We start from the raw sequence: 18,658 nt of genomic DNA on the forward strand, positions 1-18,658 counted from the left end.
GTGACCGCCGTCACGGATCACACCGACCACGCCGACCGGCCCGACGACGACACGGCCTCCCGCGCGCGGGAGGACGAGGAGATCTGGGACGACGGGCTCATCGCGCGGCGGGTCAACGAGCACAGCGAGAACGACGAAGCGGACGGCACCGGCACCCCCGCGGGCGACGAGGCGCCACGCTCGGCCCCCGCGCGCGGCGGCCGCCCCCGGGGAGCCGCCGGAGCGGGCTCGTCCGCGTACGACAAGTCCTCCCGGTACGGCAGGTCCTCCGGGTACGACTCCGGCCACGGCACCACCTCCGTGTACGACATCGGCGCCTCCCGGGAGACGACCGTCCTCTACGAAGGGCCGCTGCGGGGCCGCCTCGACGCGCTGCGGGAGCTGATCGGGCTCTCCCGGACACGGCTCGACAGCACCACGCTCGCCGAGGCAGGACGCGTCCTGGACGAGGCGGCGGCGAGGCGGCGGCTGTCCGACCGGCACACCGTCGTCGCCGTCGCCGGGGCCACCGGAAGCGGCAAGTCGACCCTCTTCAACGCGCTCGCGGGCGTGATGATCTCGGAGACCGGCGTCCGCAGGCCGACCACCGCCGCCCCCATCGGGTGCAGCTGGACGGACGGCGCGGCCGGGCTTTTCGACCGGCTCGGCATCCCCGGACGGCTGCGCCGCCGCCCCCTCCAGAGCGCCGACGGCGACGCCATGGAGGGCCTCGTCCTCGTCGACCTGCCCGACCACGACTCGGCGGCCGAGGAGCACCGCGAGCACGTGGACCGCATCCTGCGCCTCGTCGACGCCGTCATCTGGGTCGTCGACCCGGAGAAGTACGCCGACGCCATGCTGCATGAGCGCTACCTGCGGCCGATGGCGGGCCACGCCGAGGTCATGTTCGTCGTGCTCAACCAGGTGGACCGGCTGCCCGGGGACGCCGCCGACCAGGTCCTCGACGACCTGCGGCGCCTCCTCGACGAGGACGGCGTCGCGCTCGGCGAGCACGGCGAGCCCGGCGCCACCGTGCTCGCCCTGTCCGCGCTGACCGGCCAGGGCGTCGGCGAGCTGCGCGAGGCGCTCGGGCAGTTCACGCGCGAGCGCGGCGCCGCCACGCGCCGCCTGGAGGCAGACCTGGACGCGGTGGCCGCCGACCTGCGCCCGGTGTACGCCGCCGAGGCGGCGCACGCGCCGGGGCGCGCCCGGGTCGGGCTCAGCGAGGAGGCGCGCGAGGAGTTCGCCGACCGCCTCGCGGAGGCCGTGGGCGCGACGGCCGTGGGCCAGGCCGCCGAGCGGGCCTGGCGCCGGCACGCCAACAAGGCGTGCGGCACGCCCTGGCTGCGGCTGTGGCGCTGGTACGAGGCGCGCCGCTCGCCCTACAGCTCCATCCTCCGGCCCACGCTGCGCCCGCCCGTCGACGAAGAGGCCACGGCACGCGCGCGCGTGGAGCACGCCGTGCGCACGGTGGCCGACGAGGCGGCGGCGGGCCTGCCCACACCGTGGGGCCAGGCCGTGCGGGAGGCGGCGGCCCGCGGCGCCGAAGGCCTGCCCGAGGCCCTGGACGAGCTGGCCCTGCGGGCCGGACTGCCCCAGGGGCGGCCGCCGCGGCCCGGCTGGTGGCCGGTCGCGGTGCTCGCGCAGGCGGCGATGACCCTGCTCCAGATCGTCGGCGGCCTCTGGCTCGTCGGGCAGATCGTGGGCCTCGCGGACCCGAACCTGGGGGTGCCCGTGCTGCTGATGCTCTCCGGCATCCTCGGCGGCCCCGGCGTGGAGTGGCTGAGCCGGATGGCGGCCCGCGGACCCGCCCGGCGGTACGGCTTCGAGGCGGAACGGCGGCTGCGGGAGGCGGCCGCGGGGTGCGGCCGGGCCCGCGTGCTCGACCCGGTCGCGGCGGAGCTGCTGCGCTACCGGGAGGTGCGGGAGCAGTACGTGCGGATGGCGCGGCGGAACGCCTCCTTCGGGTGACGGAGTTGTCCACAACCGGTGGGTAGGGCACAGCGCTCAGCGGGCCCGGCCCGACCGGCGCAGTCTGGAACCGCGGTCGTGGCGACCGCCGCCGACGCGGGAGGGCCCCGCACGCGGTGGACGAGGGAGGGGTACGACGATGAACGACACGATGGTGACGGTGGTGGGGAGGGTGGCGACGACCCCCGTGTTCCGGGAGCTCCCGTCCGGCCCGGTGACACGCTTCCGGATCGCGGTGACCCCCCGTCACTTCGACCGTACGCGGAACGAATGGACGGACGGGCACACCAACTTCTTCACGGTATGGGCCCGCCGGGCCCTCGGGGTGAACGCGCAGAGTTCGCTCTCGCTCGGCGAACAGGTCATCGTGCAGGGCCGGTTGAAGGTCAAGGACGAGGAGCGCGGCGGCCAGCACTGGCTGTCCGTGGACATCGACGCCCAGGCCATCGGCCACGACCTGGCGCGCGGGACGTCCGCGTTCCGGCGCGGCAAGGCCCTCGACCAGTCGCCGGACCAGTCACAGGACCGGTCGCGGGGCCGGGCGGAAGGGCCGACGGGGGACCAGGCACCCGACGGGACACGGGCGGAGCCGGAGCCCGCCTGGGAGTCACCTCCCGAAGGGGGCGCGGAAGGGACGGCGGGCCCGGCGGCCAGGGCGCGGACCCCGGCGGAAGCCGCGCCCGACGCGGAGCAAGGCGCGCGCCCCCAACCGGCCGCGGTGGGTTGACGCGTTCGGCCGGCACCCGCCGTCCCGAGGTCCTGCCGCCCCGAGGTCCTGCCGTCCCGCGACCCGTACCGGCGGCGAGGCGCCCGGCCCCGGCCGCCGACGGCCGCCCAACCACCCGCAAAACCATGGATTTGTCGATAAGCCCAGCTCAACAGGCGCCCTGGCGATAACGATTCCGATTCGGATCGGTTGTCGGACGGCACCTGCGGGAATGGTGGTGCGCCACCTCCTTAGGATGCCGGGCGTGGCTCCGTAGGGCCGACGAGGTCTGAGCGGGGCGGATCGGCAGGTGACTCTGCTCGGTTGCATCTGCTGGCGGGACCGGTCCCCCATGTGAATCGGTTCCGCCCGGAGGGGAATTCTGTGTTTGCTGCGTTGTCCATACGGAGCCGGGGCGCCGTGCGCCTCGCCGCCGCGCTGGTCGCGTCCGGGCTCGTCTCGGCGGGCGCGACGGCCACCGCGACGGCGGCCGTGACGACGGACGCCCCGCCGTACCGCGGCGGAGCCACCGCCACCCTCGACGGCCTGAAGACCTACGGCCAGGCGGTCGTCCGCGAGGACGGCGGCAACCAGCGCATCCCCGCCGGCCTCTTCCAGATGTCCGTCGACGACGGCGGCACCCTCCAGACGTACTGCGTCGACATCCACAACCCCACGCAGAAGGACGCGCAGTACAAGGAGACCCCCTGGAGCGGCACGTCACTGCACGCCAACGCCGACGCGGGCAAGATCCGCTGGATCCTCCAGCACTCCTACCCGCAGGTGAACGACCTGGCGGAGCTGGCCCGCAAGGCCGGCGCGCCCTCCCTCACCGAGGAGACGGCGGCGGCGGGCACCCAGGTGGCGATCTGGCGCTACTCCGACAAGGCCGAGGTGGAGGCGGTGGACCCGCGGGCGGAGAAGCTCGCGGACTACCTGGAGCGCAGCGCGCGCCGGACCCCGGAGCCCAAGGCGGCCCTGACCCTGGAGCCGCCCGCCGTGGCCGGGCACGCGGGGGAGCGGCTGGGCCCGGTGACCGTGCGGACCGACGCGGACAGCGTGGCCGTCATCCCGCCCGCGGACTCCACGAGCGGGGTGAAGGTCGTCGGCAGGAACGGCAAGCCGGTCACGACGGCGTCCGACGGCAGCGAGCTGTACTTCGCCGTCCCCAAGGGCACCCCGGACGGCATGGCCTCGCTGGACGTGCAGACCTCGACGACCGTGCCGGTCGGGCGGGCCTTCACCGCCGAGACCAGGAGCCAGACGCAGATCCTCGCGGGCTCCAGCGAGTCGACGGTGTCCGCGACGGCGACGGCCCACTGGGCCGCGCGGGGGGCGATACCGGCGCTGTCGGCGGAGAAGAACTGCGCCGCCCGCGGCCTGGACATCACGGCGAGCAACAAGGGCGACGCGCCGTTCACCTTCAGCCTGATGAACGCCGAGCACACCATCAAGGCCGGCCAGACACGGACGGTGACGATACCGCTGCAGGAGGACCAGCCCTACGACTTCACGATCACCGGGCCCGCCGGCTTCGAGAAGCGGTTCCAGGGGGTGCTCGACTGCCGGACCGAGGGCAGCGTGATCGGCGTCGGCAGCAAGGCGCAGCCCGCGCCCCAGCCGAGCCCCGCGTCGGCGGGCGGCACGTCCGGCGGCGGTGACCTCGCGGCCACCGGCGGGTCGAACGCGACGCCGCTGATAGCCGGGATCGCGATCGCCCTGGTCGTGGTCGGCGGCGGCGCGGTGTATCTCCTGCGCAGGAAGGACGCCCCGGCCGGCTCCGCGCCGACGAAGTCCGCGGACGGTGCCAAGGAGTGAGCGCACCGTAGCCGCACGGCGACGACGCGAACGCTCCGCCCCCTCACACCCCGTCCCTCCCCGGCCCGCCCCCCCGGCGCCGGGGAGGGGCTGCCCGCAGCTATCCGGTTTCCTCCGGGGGGTGGCCGTCAGGCAAGATGGGGTGTATCTGCCCACACACTGATTGCCGGACGGTTTCTCTTGGCTGAGTTCATCTACACCATGCGCAAGACGCGCAAGGCGCACGGCGACAAGGTGATCCTCGACGATGTCACCTTGAACTTCCTGCCCGGCGCGAAGATCGGTGTCGTGGGTCCGAACGGCGCCGGTAAGTCCACGGTGCTGAAGATCATGGCGGGTCTGGAGCAGCCGTCGAACGGCGACGCGTTCCTGTCGCCCGGGTACAGCGTCGGCATCCTGCTCCAGGAGCCCCCGCTGAACGAGGAGAAGACGGTCCTGGAGAACGTCCAGGAGGGCGTCGCCGAGATCAAGGGCAAGCTCGACCGGTTCAACGAGATCGCCGAGCAGATGGCGACCGAGTACACCGACGAGCTGATGGAGGAGATGGGCAAGCTCCAGGAGAAGCTCGACCACGCCAACGCCTGGGACCTGGACGCGCAGCTCGAGCAGGCCATGGACGCGCTGGGCTGCCCGCCCGGCGACTGGCCCGTGACCACCCTCTCCGGTGGTGAGCGCCGCCGCGTCGCGCTGTGCAAGCTCCTCCTGGAGGCCCCCGACCTGCTGCTGCTCGACGAGCCCACCAACCACCTCGACGCCGAGTCGGTGAACTGGCTGGAGCAGCACCTCGCGCAGTACGCGGGCACCGTCGTGGCCATCACCCACGACCGGTACTTCCTCGACAACGTCGCCGAGTGGATCCTGGAGCTCGACCGCGGCCGCGCCTTCCCGTACGAGGGCAACTACTCCACGTACCTGGAGAAGAAGCAGTCCCGCCTCAAGGTCGAGGGCCAGAAGGACGCCAAGCGCGCCAAGCGGCTCAAGGAAGAGCTGGAGTGGGTGCGGTCCAACGCCAAGGGGCGGCAGGCCAAGTCCAAGGCGCGTCTGGCGCGGTACGAGGAGATGGCCGCCGAGGCCGAGAAGACCCGGAAGCTGGACTTCGAGGAGATCCAGATCCCGCCGGGCCCGCGCCTGGGCAACGTCGTCGTGGAGGTCGAGCACCTCAGCAAGGCCTTTGGCGACAAGGTCCTCGTCGACGACCTCAGCTTCACGCTGCCGCGCAACGGCATCGTCGGCGTCATCGGCCCGAACGGCGCGGGCAAGACCACGCTGTTCAAGATGATCCAGGGCCTGGAGGAGCCGGACTCCGGTTCGATCAAGGTCGGCGACACGGTCAAGATCTCGTACGTCGACCAGAGCCGCGCCAACATCGACCCGAAGAAGACGCTGTGGGCGGTCGTCTCCGACGAGCTGGACTACATCAACGTGGGCCAGGTCGAGATGCCCTCGCGCGCGTACGTGTCCGCGTTCGGCTTCAAGGGCCCGGACCAGCAGAAGCCCGCGGGCGTGCTCTCCGGCGGTGAGCGCAACCGGCTGAACCTGGCGCTGACCCTCAAGCAGGGCGGCAACCTGCTGCTCCTCGACGAGCCGACCAACGACCTCGACGTCGAGACGCTGTCGTCGCTGGAGAACGCGCTCCTGGAGTTCCCGGGCTGCGCCGTGGTCGTCTCCCACGACCGCTGGTTCCTGGACCGCGTCGCCACGCACATCCTGGCGTACGAGGGCGAGTCGAAGTGGTTCTGGTTCGAGGGCAACTTCGAGTCGTACGAGAAGAACAAGGTCGAGCGCCTCGGCCCGGACGCGGCCCGTCCGCACCGCGCCACGTACAAGAAGCTCACCCGGGGCTGACATGGCCCGCCACCTTTTCCGCTGCCCGCTGCGGTGGTCGGACATGGACGCCTTCGGGCACGTCAACAACGCCGTCTTCCTGCGGTACCTGGAAGAGGCGCGGATCGACTTCATGTTCCGGCTGTCGTCGAAGGACGGCCCGTCGTTCTCCGGCGGGTCCGTGGTGGCGCGGCACGAGATCGACTACCTGCGGCCGCTGGTGCACCGGCACGAGCCGGTCACCATCGAGTCGTGGGTGACGAAGCTGGGCGCCGCGTCGCTGACGATCTCGTACGAGGTCAAGGATGCGGAGCAGGTGTACGCGCGGGCCTCGACGGTGGTCGTGCCGTTCGACCTGCGGGCGCAGCGGCCGCGGCGGATCACGGCCGAGGAGCGGGCCGTCCTGGAGCGCTACCAGGACGACAGCACGGGCAGCACCGGCGGTGCCGCCGGTGCCGCCGGTCCTGACAGTGCCGACAGTGCCGACAGCGCCGAAGGCCCCGCTGGTGGTGCCGGCGGCGCGCGGGCGCTCGTGGCATGACCGTGCGGCTGCACTTCGCGGAGCCCGGGGAGGCGGCGGACCTCGCCGCCTTCCTGGCGCGCCTGCTCCACTACGACAAGGCGGCGGCGGTCCGGCTGCAGGCGGCGGGGGAGACGCTCGCCGTGTTCGGGCGCCCGCCGTCGTTCGAGGTCCTCGCGATCCGCACGGCGCGGCTCGCGAAGCCCTTCCAGTACGGGCTCGACACGTCGCTGGACGTGACGGTGTCGGCGGGAGAGTTCCTGGAGGCCGTGGGGGAGTCGGCGGACGCCGCGGAGACCGCGGGGACGGCCGCCGTGCCGCAGGCGGTGACGGGGCCGCCGTGGGCGGGGGTGCTGCCGCCGCGGGGCGGCTGGGCGCGGGTGCCCGGGCTGCCGTCCGGGTCCGCCGTGCGGGCCCTGGTGCAGGCGGCCGTGGCCGAATTCCGGTCGCGCGTCGAGGAGTTGGCGCCGGAGCGCCGGGTCCGGGCGGAGCTGGACCGGCTGGGGCGGGAGATATGGTCCCGCACCGTCGCCGGGACCGGGCTGCCCGTGCGGGCCGCGCACGCGGCGCAGTCCCTGGGGTTCTTGCGGGGCGACGCGCTCGACCTGCTGTCGGCGGGGGCGTGGCTGCGGCTCCGCACGCCGTACGGCTCCGTCGCGCTGCGGCGGGCCGGGGTCGGGGCGCTGTCCGTCAGCCCCGCGTGACCGGTCGCCCGGCGCCCACCGGCGGCCGGGGCCGCGGGTGGGTCAGCCCGGGGTGTTGACCATGGAGGCCGCCGCGTAGGTCAGGTAGTCCCACAGCGTGCGCTCCTGGTCCTCGGGGAGGTCCAGGGAGTCCACGGCGTCGCGCATGTGCCTCAGCCAGGCGTCGTGGGCCGCGCGGTCGACCGTGAAGGGGGCGTGGCGCATCCGCAGGCGGGGGTGGCCGCGGTGGTCGCTGTAGGTGCGCGGGCCGCCCCAGTACTGCATCAGGAACAGGACCAGGCGCTCCTCGGCCGGACCGAGGTCCTCCTCCGGGTACATGGGGCGCAGCAGCGGGTCCTCGGCGACTCCCTCGTAGAAGCGGCGCACCAGGCGCCTGAAGGTCTCCTCGCCGCCGACCTGTTCGTAGAAGGTCTGCTCCTGAAGCGTGCCGCGTGGATTCTCTGTCACGCCTCCATGGTCTCAGACGCCGCGGCCGAGGACGGAAGGCTTAGGACCACTCGCATCGCGCGGCCCGGGGCAGCACAGTGGGGGTATGGGTGCGCAAGCTCCGCTCAGCGACGAACCCGACCCGGCCCTCGCCGAGGAGGCGCGGGCCTCCCTGGTGCGCGACATCGAGGCGGGCGGGGCCTTCGACGGCGACCCGGGCTGGCGGGAGGCGTTCGAGGCGGTGCCGCGCCACCTCTTCGTGCCGTACTACTACCTGGGCGTGCCCGGGGGCTACGAGCGGCTGTGGGGCGAGGACCCCGACCCGGTGCGGCGCGGGCGCTGGCTGCGCGGGGCGTACGCGGACGCGCCGCTCGCCACCCGGGTCCGCGACGGGGAGCTGCTCTCGTCCAGCAGCCAGCCCTCGCTCATGGCCCGGATGCTGGTGGAGCTGCGGGTCGGGGACGGCGGGACGTACGACGTCCTTGAGATCGGCGCGGGGACCGGGTACAACGCGGCGCTGCTCGCGCACCGGCTCGGCGAGGAGCACGTCACGACCGTCGACCTGGACCCGGAGATCACCGAGTCGGCGCGGCGGCACCTCGCCGCCGCCGGGTACCGGCCCGCCGTCGTCACCGGTGACGGCGCGGCGGGGTGCGCGGAGCGGGCGCCGTACGACCGGATCATCGCGACCTGCACGCTGAACGCCGTCCCCCGGCCGTGGCTGGCGCAGTGCCGGGCGGGGGCGCTGGTGCTCGCGCCCCTCGCGACGGGGCTGATCGCGCTGCGGGTGCGGGACGCCGAGCACGCGCAGGGGCGGTTCCTGCACACGCCCGCGTACTTCGTGCCGCTGCGCGGCGGCAGTGGCCGTGAGCCGCGGGAGCAGCAGCTCGGCGGGCTGCCGCGGCGGGCGCTGCAGAGCGAGCTGTTCCGCTTCCTCCTCGAGCTGACGGCGGGAACCCTCGACCCGTACGAGGCGCTGGCGCTGTGGCAGCGGGAGGGGCGGCCGGTGCGGGAGCGGTTCGGGGTGACGGTCAGCGGGGAGTACGCGTGGGCGTGGCTGGACGACCCCGAGGGGCCGTACGCCTGGCCGCTGTGACGGCGGCGGGCGTACGGCCCCTCGGTGGCGGCCGGTGGCTGCCGGTGTGCTTCCGGGCCGGACGCAGGCCCGTCCGGCTCAGTCGCGCCGGATGGTGATCGTCGTCCAGGCGCCCACGTGCACCTTGTCGCCGTCCTGGAGCGGGACGGGGACGAACGGCTGGATGGGCTCCTCGCCGCCGTTGACCGTGGTGCCGTTGGTCGAGTTCTGGTCGACGACCGCCCAGCCGCCGTCGGGCTGCTGGACCAGGATCGCGTGCTGGTGCGAGACGCCCGGGTCCTCCGGCGGCACCGACAGGTCGATGTCGGGGGTGTCGCCGGTGGAGTGGCGGCGGCGGCCGATGCTGACCTGGTTGCCGACCAGCGGGTGGTGCTGCTCGGGCGAGTACGCGGGCAGGTTCAGCCCCGCGGCCTCGGGGCCGCTGCGCTGCATCATCGCCATGAAGTACTCGCGGTCGGGGCCGACGGTCGCCGTCCAGTTCCCGGGTCCCTGGGGCTGCCCCGCGGCGGGAAAGCCCTGCTGCTGCGAGCCCTGCGGCTGACCGGGACCGCCCTGGCCGTCCCGGCCGTCCTGGCCGCCGGGACCGCCCGGGGGCGGGAGGACCCAGTCGTCACCGCCACCGCCACCGCCAGGACCCGAGGGGCCGGGGCCGGGCGGCGGGGGCCCCTGCGGAGCGCCGGTCTCGCGCGGGAACGCGGGGGGCGCGGCCGGGGCCTGCTGGAAGCCCTGGGGACCGCTGGCCGGCGGGGCGGAGGGGCCGCCGCCGAAGGACGGGATCGGCTCGGCCGGACGGTTCACCTGCGAGGGCCGGGAGCCCTGGTAGTCGAACGAGTCCTGGCCGGGGGCCGAGGGGCCGCCGGAGCCGGGCGCCGGGGGGAACGGACGGGAGGCGTCGGGACCACCGGGGCCGCCGGGGCCACCCGGGCCGTCGTGGTGTCCGGGACCGCCGGGGCCCTCGTGGCGTCCGGGACCACCGGGGCCCTCGTGACCGCCGGGGCCACCAGGACCGCTGGGGCCGTCGGGGTTGCCGAAGCCGCCGCCGGGGCCACCCGGGCCGCTGCGGTCGCCGGGACCGCTCGGGCCGCCGGGACCGCTCTGCCCGCCGGGACCGCCGGGACCGTCCGGGCCGTCGAAGGGACGCCGACCGCCCGGCCCACCAGGACCGCCGGGGCCGTCGGGCCCGCCGAAGGGGCCGGGTCCGCCCTGGCCGCCGGGGCCGTCGAAGGGACGGGGTCCGCCCGGGCCGCCTGGGCCGCCAGGCCCACCGGGCCCGTTCGGGCCGTCGAAGGGGCGCGGGCCGCCGGGGCCACCGGGGCCGCCAGGACCGTCGGGGCCGCCGAAGGGGCGGTGCCCGCCGGGCGCACCCGGGCCACCCGGGCCGTCGGGCCCGTCGAAGGGACGCGGGCCGCCGGGGCCACCCTGCGGGCCAGGCCCACCAGGACCACCGTGCGGACCGGAGCCACCGGGACCCTCGGGGCCGTCAGGGCCACCGGGACCGCCGAACGGGCCGGGGCCACCGGGACCGCCGTGTGCGCCGGGGCCGCCCGGGCCACCGGGACCACCCGGGCCGCCGGGGCCGTCGGGACGGCCGAAGGGGCCCGGGCCTCCGGGACCACCGGGTCCGCCGGGGCCATCAGGACGGCCGAACGGACCGGGCCCGCCGGGACCACCGTGCGCGCCGGGCCCACCGGGACCACCCGGGCCACCGGGCCCGTCCGGACCGCCGAAGGGACCGTGACCACCAGGCCCACCAGGCCCACCAGGCCCACCGGGCCCACCAGGCCCCGAAGGCCCACCAGGACCCGAAGGCCCGTCGAAACCAGGTCGGCCCCCAGGCCCGTCAAAGCCAGGTCGGCTCCCAGGCCCGTCGAAGCCGGGCCGGCCCCCGGGCCCGTCGAACCCAGGACGCCCCCCGGGCCCGCCCGGCCCCCGGCCGCCGCCGGGCACGCCGGGTGACGTGGGCAGCGGGGGGTTCGGCGCGGCGGGGGTGTAGGAGGTCGCCGTGTTGGTCAGGAAGTTCCAGCGGCACTCCTCGCAGAACGGCGCGTTCGCCTCGCGGGGGGTGCGGCACTGGGGGCACAGCTCGGGCTCGGAGCCGGGTGGAGCCGAGGGGTGCGGGCGGCCGGGCGGCGGGCCGGGCTGTCCGGCCGCGGGCGGCGGATAGCCGTACCCGGCGGCCGGGGGCGGCGGGGGAGGCGGCGGTGGTACGGCACCAGCCATGCGGTGACCACAGACCTCGCACCAGTCGTCGGAACCCGACTGGTGTCCGTTCGGGCAGGTCGGCATGTCGGCGCTTCCCCCTCTCCTTCTTCGGCCCGAGGGCCGTGTGCGGTGCTTGTCCGGTACGGGCGTACGTGCCGCTGCGGCAGACGTACTGCGCCGTCGTATCACGACGCCCCGTACCGTCGTATGACGAGGGACACGTCGCTTGCTCGTGCTACTCCACTACAGCGTGAGGCGAGCGCTCGTTCTACTTCTTCACACGAACGGTTATCGTCGAGCGCGTCTCGAGTGTCATCTCGTCGGCCTCGGCGACGCGCGCCTTCAATCGAACAGTACCCGTCGTGGCGTCGACGACGTCCACCACCTTCGAAAGCAGCCGCGCGGTGTCCTCGTTGCCGGAGGCGCTGGCGAGCTGAACGGCGCGTCCCAGCTTGGCCGTTGCCCCGTCGAGGTCGCCCAGCTTGCGGGCGTCGAGGCCCTGCTGGATCACCTGGGCCAGCTCGGCCTGGCCGGTGTAGTGGGCCACCTGCGGGTTGATGGAGGTGGAGGCGGCCATGTCGTCCGTCCACACGGCCCGGACCAGGCCCTGGGAGAGGGTCTGCGCGGTGCCGTCGGCCGCCGGTACGACGAGGGAGACGCGGGCGGCGAGCATCTCCTGGCCGATCTCGGCGCCGGGGACGCGCACGCAGACGTGGTAGTCGCGGGACTCGTCGCCCCAGGATCCTGTGGGGTAGTCGCCCGCGCGGGGCCCGGCCTCGGTGCGCCGCCCGGTCAAGTCCTCGACGGTCGGCGCCACTTGCTTGACGAAGACGATCTCCACGCCCATGGGGGTCCACAGCCGCAGGCTGACGTCGGCGACCTCCTTGCCCATGGCGGCCTCCATCATCCGCGTGAAGTCGGCGGCGAGCCCGGCGGGGTCGGCGACGATGTCGGCGGTGCCGAGGAGCGCCGAGGCGATGCCTGTGACCTCTTTCACTTCCCAGTCGGTGCCGACGCCGCGGGCGTCACAGGTGAAGCGGCCCGCGCAGGCGTCGAGGGCGGCGCGCAGGTCGTCGGGTGACTCGTGTTCGTTGCGGCCGTCGGTCAGCAGGATGCCGTGGCGGATCGATACGTCGGCGGCGGCGAGGAGCCGGTCGGCCAGGCGCAGCCAGGTGCCGATGGCGGTGCCGCCGCCCGCGCTGAGCTTGCGCAGGGCCTCCTTGGCCTGGGCGCGGGTCTGCGGGCTCGCGACGGCGAGGCGGCCGTCGCCGGGGTAGACCTCCGTGGCGACGTGGGTGCCGCCGATGACGGCGAAGTGCACGCCGTCGCGCAGCGCGTCGACGGCGGCGGCGGTGGCGTCGCGGGCGCCGCGCATCTTGGTCGGCGGATAGTCCATGGAGCCCGAGCAGTCGACCATGACGGCGACGGCGGCGCTCGGCCCCCCGCCCGCCGCGTACAGGTGGGGCGCGCTGACGGCGGTGCCGATGGTGCCGCCGCCGGTGGCGGTGACGGTGGCGATCGCGTTGACCTCGCGGCCGCCCTCCGGCAGGTACGCGTTCTGGTAGACGTCGACCGTGAACTGCGGGACGGGCGACTTCGAGAAAATGGCCATGGACGCTGTTCCCCCCTCAGACTGTTCCCACGGCGGCCCCCACGGTGTGGGCGCACGGGTGACGTGCGGGCGTACGGCGGCCGGTCGCGGGCCGCTGTCGTCCGCGGGCCCCGGCGCGGGCGTGGCGTCGCGCCCGGACCGCTAGGCCGATCCTGCCCCTCGCGGCGCGGCGGGGAACGGCAGGACCGCCACTGTTACGTTGTCGTGGCCGCCGCCGTCGAGCGCGTGGCCGACCAGGACCTGGGCGCTGTGCAGCGGCCGCTCGGCGGCGTCGGCGGGCACGGCCGCGGCCATCTCCTCGGCCGCCTCCGCGTAGTTCCACAGGCCGTCGGTGCACACCACCACTACACCGGCCCGGTCCGGCTTGAAGGAAGCGGTGTGCGGCTCCAGTTCGTAGGCGTCGGCGCCGAGCCAGCCGGTGATGGCGTGGGCGCGCTCGTCGGCGTAGGCCTCGGCCTCGCTCATCAGGCCCGCGGCGACCATCTGGGCGGCCCAGGAGTCGTCCTCGGTGAGGCGGACGGCGGGCCCGGTGCGGTCCACGGGCACCCAGTAGACGCGGCTGTCGCCGACCCAGCCGACGACGAGCAGACCGCCGGTGACGACGGCGCCGACGAGGGTGCAGGCGGGCGCGTTCTGGTGCGGGTGGTGCTCGCGGGCCGGGACGGGCTCGTCGGCGAGGGCGTTGACGGCCTCGCCGGCGGCGAGGATCGCGTCGTGCATGGCCTGCTGCGGGTGGGTGCCGCGGGCCAGGGCCGCCTGCAGGGAAGCGCTGGCGGCGCGGGAGGCGGCCAGGGACGCCTCGTCCGGGCGGGTCGCGGAGGAGACGCCGTCGCAGACGATCGCGACGGCGGCGGGGGTGCCGTCGGCCAGGGCGGCCGAGGAGATGGCGAAGGCGTCCTCGTTGCGGTGGTGGCGCAGCCCGCGGTCGCTGACGGCGGCGACGGCGTCGAGCTCCTGCTCCATGTGGTCGCGCTCGCGCGGCTGGGCGTGCCCGCAGTTCTCGCAGTAGCCGTCCGCGGCGACGCTGCCCGCGCGGCAGGCGACGCAGACCTTGGCGGCCGCGGGGTCCGCCGCGGGGGCGGCGGCGCGGGGGTCGGGGGCGGGCAGGGGGTAGTCGTCGGACCCCGCCCCGGCGACGCCGTCCCACCCGTCCCGGCCATCCCGGGCCCCCAGGCCATCCCGTGCGCCCAGGCCGTCCCGGCCATCCCGGGCCTCCAGGCCGTCCCGGCCATCCCGTACGTCCCGGCCGTCGTCCACGTCCCGGCCGTCCAACCCCCGCCGTCCGTCCGGCCCTTGCTGTCCGGCCTGACCGGTCTGCCCGGCCTGCCCGAGTCGCCCGTCCCGCGGGCCCCGCCCGCCCTGTGCGTCCGGTACGTCCCGGCCGTGTCCCTGCCCCTGACCCTGACCCTGACCCTGACTATGACTCTGACTCTGGTGCTGCACGTGCTGCCCGTTCCGCTCGTCGGCGCTGTCCCGTACGCGTACGTCGCCCGCGTCCTGCGTCTCGACCGTGCCGAGGCCGCTGTCCGGCTCCGGTGCGGCCCCGGGCGCGGTGGGCCAGTCGGCCGGGGCCGCGGGGGGCGCGGCGGCGTCGCCGGGCCGGTCGTTGACGGCCAGGGTGGGGTGGTCCCGCGGTGGCCCGGGGACCGCCGAGAGGTCGTAGCCGCACGCGCCGCAGTACAAATCGCCCGATTCCAGGGGCCACTCGCAGCTCGGGCACGTCGACAGGGCCGCCGGTTGGTGCATCTCCGACATCCTCACACCCACGTCCGGGGGCGGAAACGGTTGGCCCGCTCCACCAGTTCGATCCTTTCCTCGCCACCCTGGGCGAGCCGGGCGAGCGTCCGGTACGCGCGCTCCAGACCGAACCGGAGGCCGCGTTCGTCCAGATCGCTGCCGAGCAGTACGGTCCGCGTGTGCCCGTCGCCCGGGGCCGTCGGCGGGGCGGGGGCGCGACCAGAGTGCCTACCGGAGAGTACCCAGTCGAGCGCCGTGCCGAGGACCTCGGTGGACAGGCGTTCGCGCCGCACCGCGTCGAGGCCGAACCCGGCGAGCGCCTCGACCTGCCGGGCGGCGGCCCGCAGGTCGTCGAGGAACGCCGCGCCCGGGTCCCCCGCCGTGTCGAAGTTCATACGCCGGCGCAGCCGCGCCCGCACCGCCGCGACCCGGGCCGCCGTGTAGTGGATCGACGACTCCGGTACGGACTCCAGGGTGCGGACCGCGCCCGGCCGGTCGCCGGTGGCGAGCTGCACCCGGGCCAGGCCGAAGGCGGCGCTGACGTAGCTCGGGTCGGTCGTCCACACCAGGCGGTAGTACTCGGCGGCGTTGTCGAGCTGGCCGAGTATCTCGGCGCACAGGCCGAGCGCCAGCTTCGGCGCGGGCTCGCCGGGGAAGGCGTCGTAGATCGCGTCGAAGGACAGCGCGGCGTGCTCGTGATCGCCGGTGGCGAGCGCGGCGACGCCGCGGTACCAGACGACCCGCCAGTCGTCGGGGTGCTCCTTCTCCAGCTCGTCCAGGGCGTGGGCGGCCGCGACGTGCTCGTTCAGGGTGAGGCGGGCGCGCAGTTCGCGCAGGCGCAGCTCGGGGGAGCGGGCCGGGGCCGCCTGGAGGGCGGCGATCAGCTCGCCGCCGCCCGCGGTGTCGACGAGGCCGGCCAGGAAGCCCGCGTTCGGGTCACCGGGGTCCACGCGCGGCACGGGCAGGGCCAGGGCCGCCGCCGGGGCGTCCAGGGGGCGGACCGGGACCGGCACCGGGGTCGAAGCCTGGGTCTGGGTCCGGGGCTGGGCCTGGGCGGGGACGGTGCGCGGGGCCGGGACGGCGGCGGTGCGCGGGGCCGGGACGGTGCCCCCGGCGGGCGCGCCGAGGAGGGAGACCTCGCCCTCCAGCTCCTCGAACAGCTCCGTGTCCGTCACCTTCAGCTCCGGGCCGAACAGGGTCGACAGGGCCGGGCGCGGGCGGCCGCTCTGCAGGGCGACGACCTCACGCAGAACGCCCGTGAGCTGTTCGGACATCTCCTGCGCGGAGCCGAAGCGGCGGGCCGGGTCGGGGTCGGTGGCCCGGACGAGCAGCCGGTAGAAGGACTCGTACCGCTGGAAGACCTCGATGTGCTCGGGGTCGGGCAGGGAGTCCACGAAGACGTTGGTGTAGCCCTGGAAGTCGAACGTGAGGACCGCGAGCGTACGCGCCACCGTGTACAGGTCGGAGGCGACGGACGGGCCGAGTTCGGCGACCTCCGGGGCCTGGTAGCCCACGGTGCCGTAGATCGCGGACTCCTCGTCGTCCATGCGGCGCACCGCGCCCATGTCGATGAGCTTGAGCTGGTCCTCGGTCTGGATGGCGTTGTCGACCTTGAAGTCGCAGTAGAGCAGGTTCCTGCTGTGCAGGTGGCCCAGCGCCTCCAGGGCCTCGATGCCGTAGGCGCACGCCTGCTCCACCGGCAGCGGGTCGCGCTTGCCGGAGGCGGTGCGGCGGCTGTTGGCGATCTCCTTGAGGGACTTGCCGCCCACGTACTCCATGACGATGTAGCCGTCCATGGAGCCGGTGCGCTGGTCCAGGTGCTCGACGAAGTTGTAGATGCGCACGATGTTCGCGTGCTCGATCTCGGCGAGGAAGCGGCGCTCGGCGATCGCGGCGGCCATGGCGTCCTGGTCGCCGGTGTCGAGCAGGCCCTTGAGGACCACCCACCGGTCGGAGACCGCGCGGTCCACGGCGAGGTACACCCAGCCGAGGCCGCCGTGCGCGAGGCAGCCCACGACCTCGTACTGGCCGTGCACGATGTCGCCCGGGTTCAGCTTCGGCACGAAGGAGTAGGGGTGGCCGCACTTGGTGCAGAACCCCTCCGTGCGCCCGGGCCGGTCGCCGCGCGGCCGGCCCACCGGGGCGCCGCAGTCGGAGCGCGAGCAGAACCGCTTCCGCTCGGGCACCTCGGGGTTGTGCTGCACCGCGCCGCGCGGGTCCGGGCGCGGCACCCCCGGCACCGCGACCAGGCCCAGGCCGAGCCGGGAGCGGGCCGAGGCGCCGGTGGACGAGCCCGAGCTGCGCACCGACACCGACCGCGAGGAGGCCCGGCCCGACAGGGAGCGGGAGAGGCGGCCGGAGACCGAGCGGCGCGAGGACTGGGAGCGCGAGGAGCGCGCGCTGCCGCGCGTGGAGCGGGACGCGGCGGACGACCGGCTCGAACCGCCGGGAGCGCCCGCGCCCCCGTCGGCGTCCGCGTCCGCGCCGGGGAGCCCGGCGCCGGGCGGGACCGGCACGCCGTGCGGCGGCAGGACCGGGGCGAGGCCGCAGGTGTCGCAGTACAGCTCGCCGCCGCCCACGTCCTCGTACGCGCCCGCGCAGCCGGGCCGCTGGCAGGGCCGCCGGCCGCCGGCGGGGCCGCCGTTCCGCTCGCTCATGCGTCCTCCCTCCGGTCGACGGGCCCGCCCGGCCGCGGGATCCTCGGCGCCAGTGCCTCGGCCGCCGCCTGCTGGAAGCGGAGCACCGCCTGCTCGGCGACGCGCAGGTCGCAGGGCGCGCTCCACAGCATCCGGCGGGCGGCGTCGTACCGCTCGATGAGCAGCGGGTCCTCGGCGAGGCCGTGCCGGGCGACCTTCGCCTTGTACGCGTCCAGGCGCCCGCGCAGCTCCGCGCGGACCGCGAGCGGCGCGGTCACGGCCGTCAGCGACTCGCGGGCGCGCTCAAGTTCGTCCTCGGCCTTGCGCTCCAGGGACTCCAGGAGCGGCGACAGGCGGTGCCACTGGGCGTTGCGGCGGTACTCCGCGGCCAGGGCGAGCTGCTCCTGGAGGGCCGTCGGCGGCCCGGAGACCGCGGGCACCTCGGAGGCGGCGATCTTCGCGAGCACCTCGCCGCGCGCGGAGCGGGCCTCGGCGAGGGTGCGGTCCGCCCGCGAAAGCAGGTCGCGCAGCTTGCCGAGCCGGGCCTCGGCGTCCTGGCGGACGGTCAGGACGGCGTCGATCTCGCGGCGCACGTCCTCCAGGGCGCGGGCGGCGTGGTCGTAGCGGTCGGTGTGGGGGCGGCCGCCGCCGGGGGCCGAACTGCCCGGCGCGGGCTGCCAGAACGCCAGCGGGTCGGAGATGACCTGCTCGCGCAGCAGGGTCAGCTCCCCGGTGATGCGCTCCAGGTCGTCGCCGGAGGGGTGTTCGCCGGGGCGCACGCCCACGGAGTGCGCGAGCTGCCGGGTGCGCTGGAGCTCGGCGGCGAGCAGGTCGATGCGGGCGGGCAGTGCCGACCACACCGCGTCGGCGGCGACGACCGTGTCCAGGGAGCGCGCGTACAGGTCGTTCATGCGCGCGACCAGCTCTTCGAGGGTGAAGCGCTCGGTGAGCTTGGCGGGGCCCGTGGCCGACGGGTCGGCGCCGGACGTGGAGCTGCCCGCGACGGTGACGCTCTGCCCGCGCAGCAGCAGCGTCAGCTCCGCCAGGTCGTCGCGGTTGGGCCAGCGCCGGCGCTCGCGCACCTCGCGGGCGGCGCGCAGGGCGCCCGCGTACGCGTCGAAGTACGTCCACAGGAGCGTGATCCGGCGCTCGGTGGCCTGCCAGCGCTCCTGGGTGGTGCCGGTGAGCCGGGCGCCCTCCAGCAGGCGGCGTCCGGCGTGGTCCTGGAGGGCGAGGAGCGACGTCTCGATCGCCTCGTGTTCGGCGTCGAGGCGGGCAAGGGCACGGTCCACCTCGTCCCGGTCCAGCACAGGCCCGGGGGGTCCCGCGACGCTCATCGATCACCTCTCCGCTCTGCGCTGCCGCGCGTGCCGGGACCGGCGCGGGTGGGCGTCGGGCTCCGGCGGGTTCCGTAACTCTTCAGTCGT

The 18,658-nt window shown here is 75.2% G+C and carries 13 protein-coding genes; 7 read left to right on the forward strand and 6 right to left on the reverse strand.

The features are described from left to right. The 6 genes from QK440_RS08500 (at position 1) to QK440_RS08525 (ending at position 7,522) form a co-directional block, all read left to right on the forward strand. Positions 1-1,950, forward strand: coding sequence for a GTPase (locus QK440_RS08500; protein WP_282792383.1), 1,950 nt, complete (start codon positions 1-3; stop codon positions 1,948-1,950). 139 nt (positions 1,951-2,089) lie between these two features. Beyond that, a complete protein-coding gene (locus QK440_RS08505) occupies positions 2,090-2,677 on the forward strand; it encodes a single-stranded DNA-binding protein (RefSeq protein ID WP_282792384.1) in 588 nt (195 codons plus the stop codon). A 381-nt stretch (positions 2,678-3,058) separates the two neighbouring features. Next, positions 3,059-4,474, forward strand: coding sequence for a Cys-Gln thioester bond-forming surface protein (locus tag QK440_RS08510; RefSeq protein ID WP_282792429.1), 1,416 nt, complete (start codon positions 3,059-3,061; stop codon positions 4,472-4,474). 180 nt (positions 4,475-4,654) lie between these two features. Next, positions 4,655-6,319, forward strand: coding sequence for an energy-dependent translational throttle protein EttA (gene ettA, locus QK440_RS08515; RefSeq protein WP_282792385.1), 1,665 nt, complete (start codon positions 4,655-4,657; stop codon positions 6,317-6,319). A gap of 1 nt (position 6,320) precedes the next feature. Further along, entirely contained in the window at positions 6,321-6,839 is a 519-nt protein-coding gene (locus tag QK440_RS08520; protein ID WP_282792386.1) for a thioesterase family protein, read from the forward strand. Continuing rightward, positions 6,836-7,522 carry a hypothetical protein gene (locus QK440_RS08525; RefSeq protein ID WP_282792387.1) on the forward strand — a complete coding sequence of 229 codons (687 nt, stop codon included), beginning with the start codon at positions 6,836-6,838 and terminating at the stop codon, positions 7,520-7,522. Before QK440_RS08520 ends, QK440_RS08525 begins: the two co-directional genes overlap by 4 nt. 42 nt (positions 7,523-7,564) lie before the next feature. Here QK440_RS08525 and QK440_RS08530 read toward each other — a convergent pair whose 3' ends face one another. Next, positions 7,565-7,969, reverse strand: a complete 405-nt coding sequence (locus tag QK440_RS08530; RefSeq protein ID WP_282792388.1) for a globin — start codon at positions 7,967-7,969, stop codon at positions 7,565-7,567. Positions 7,970-8,054: 85 nt separating this feature from the next. Between QK440_RS08530 and QK440_RS08535 the strand changes: the two genes are divergently transcribed. Beyond that, positions 8,055-9,044 (forward strand): methyltransferase domain-containing protein, encoded by a 990-nt coding sequence (locus QK440_RS08535; protein ID WP_282792389.1) that lies wholly within the window; start codon positions 8,055-8,057, stop codon positions 9,042-9,044. A 78-nt stretch (positions 9,045-9,122) separates the two neighbouring features. Here the strand turns inward: QK440_RS08535 and QK440_RS08540 are convergent, their stop codons facing one another. The 5 genes from QK440_RS08540 to QK440_RS08560 all read right to left on the reverse strand — a co-directional run bounded on the left by QK440_RS08540 (position 9,123) and on the right by QK440_RS08560 (position 18,568). Next, the gene (locus tag QK440_RS08540; RefSeq protein ID WP_282792390.1) at positions 9,123-11,330 is read right to left on the reverse strand and encodes an FHA domain-containing protein; all 2,208 of its coding nucleotides are present in this window, start codon (positions 11,328-11,330) and stop codon (positions 9,123-9,125) included. A 184-nt stretch (positions 11,331-11,514) separates the two neighbouring features. After that, a complete protein-coding gene (locus tag QK440_RS08545; protein WP_282792391.1) occupies positions 11,515-12,858 on the reverse strand; it encodes a VWA domain-containing protein in 1,344 nt (447 codons plus the stop codon). 141 nt (positions 12,859-12,999) lie between these two features. Beyond that, positions 13,000-14,613: a protein phosphatase 2C domain-containing protein gene (locus QK440_RS08550; RefSeq protein WP_282792392.1), complete on the reverse strand. Its 1,614-nt coding sequence runs from the start codon at positions 14,611-14,613 to the stop codon at positions 13,000-13,002. 2 nt (positions 14,614-14,615) lie between these two features. Continuing rightward, positions 14,616-17,252, reverse strand: a complete 2,637-nt coding sequence (locus QK440_RS08555; protein WP_282792393.1) for a serine/threonine-protein kinase — start codon at positions 17,250-17,252, stop codon at positions 14,616-14,618. Next, complete coding sequence (locus tag QK440_RS08560) at positions 17,249-18,568, reverse strand: hypothetical protein (protein WP_282792394.1); 1,320 nt, start codon at positions 18,566-18,568, stop codon at positions 17,249-17,251. The genes QK440_RS08555 and QK440_RS08560 overlap by 4 nt, the downstream gene beginning before the upstream one ends. Positions 18,569-18,658: the final 90 nt, after the last annotated feature.

Source organism: Streptomyces sp. CC224B (genome assembly GCF_030010595.1).
Classification (GTDB): domain Bacteria; phylum Actinomycetota; class Actinomycetes; order Streptomycetales; family Streptomycetaceae; genus Streptomyces; species Streptomyces longispororuber.

What these genes read in the sequence shown, in the direction of transcription:
- QK440_RS08505 (WP_282792384.1), top strand. Translation starts at nt 2,090, where the DNA reads ATGAACGACACGATGGTGACGGTGGTGGGGAGGGTGGCGACGACCCCC.
- QK440_RS08520 (WP_282792386.1), top strand. Translation starts at nt 6,321, where the DNA reads ATGGCCCGCCACCTTTTCCGCTGCCCGCTGCGGTGGTCGGACATGGAC.
- QK440_RS08525 (WP_282792387.1), top strand. Translation starts at nt 6,836, where the DNA reads ATGACCGTGCGGCTGCACTTCGCGGAGCCCGGGGAGGCGGCGGACCTC.
- QK440_RS08535 (WP_282792389.1), top strand. Translation starts at nt 8,055, where the DNA reads ATGGGTGCGCAAGCTCCGCTCAGCGACGAACCCGACCCGGCCCTCGCC.
- QK440_RS08540 (WP_282792390.1), bottom strand. Translation starts at nt 11,330, where the DNA reads ATGCCGACCTGCCCGAACGGACACCAGTCGGGTTCCGACGACTGGTGC.
- QK440_RS08545 (WP_282792391.1), bottom strand. Translation starts at nt 12,858, where the DNA reads ATGGCCATTTTCTCGAAGTCGCCCGTCCCGCAGTTCACGGTCGACGTC.
- QK440_RS08550 (WP_282792392.1), bottom strand. Translation starts at nt 14,613, where the DNA reads ATGTCGGAGATGCACCAACCGGCGGCCCTGTCGACGTGCCCGAGCTGC.
- QK440_RS08555 (WP_282792393.1), bottom strand. Translation starts at nt 17,252, where the DNA reads ATGAGCGAGCGGAACGGCGGCCCCGCCGGCGGCCGGCGGCCCTGCCAG.
- QK440_RS08560 (WP_282792394.1), bottom strand. Translation starts at nt 18,568, where the DNA reads ATGAGCGTCGCGGGACCCCCCGGGCCTGTGCTGGACCGGGACGAGGTG.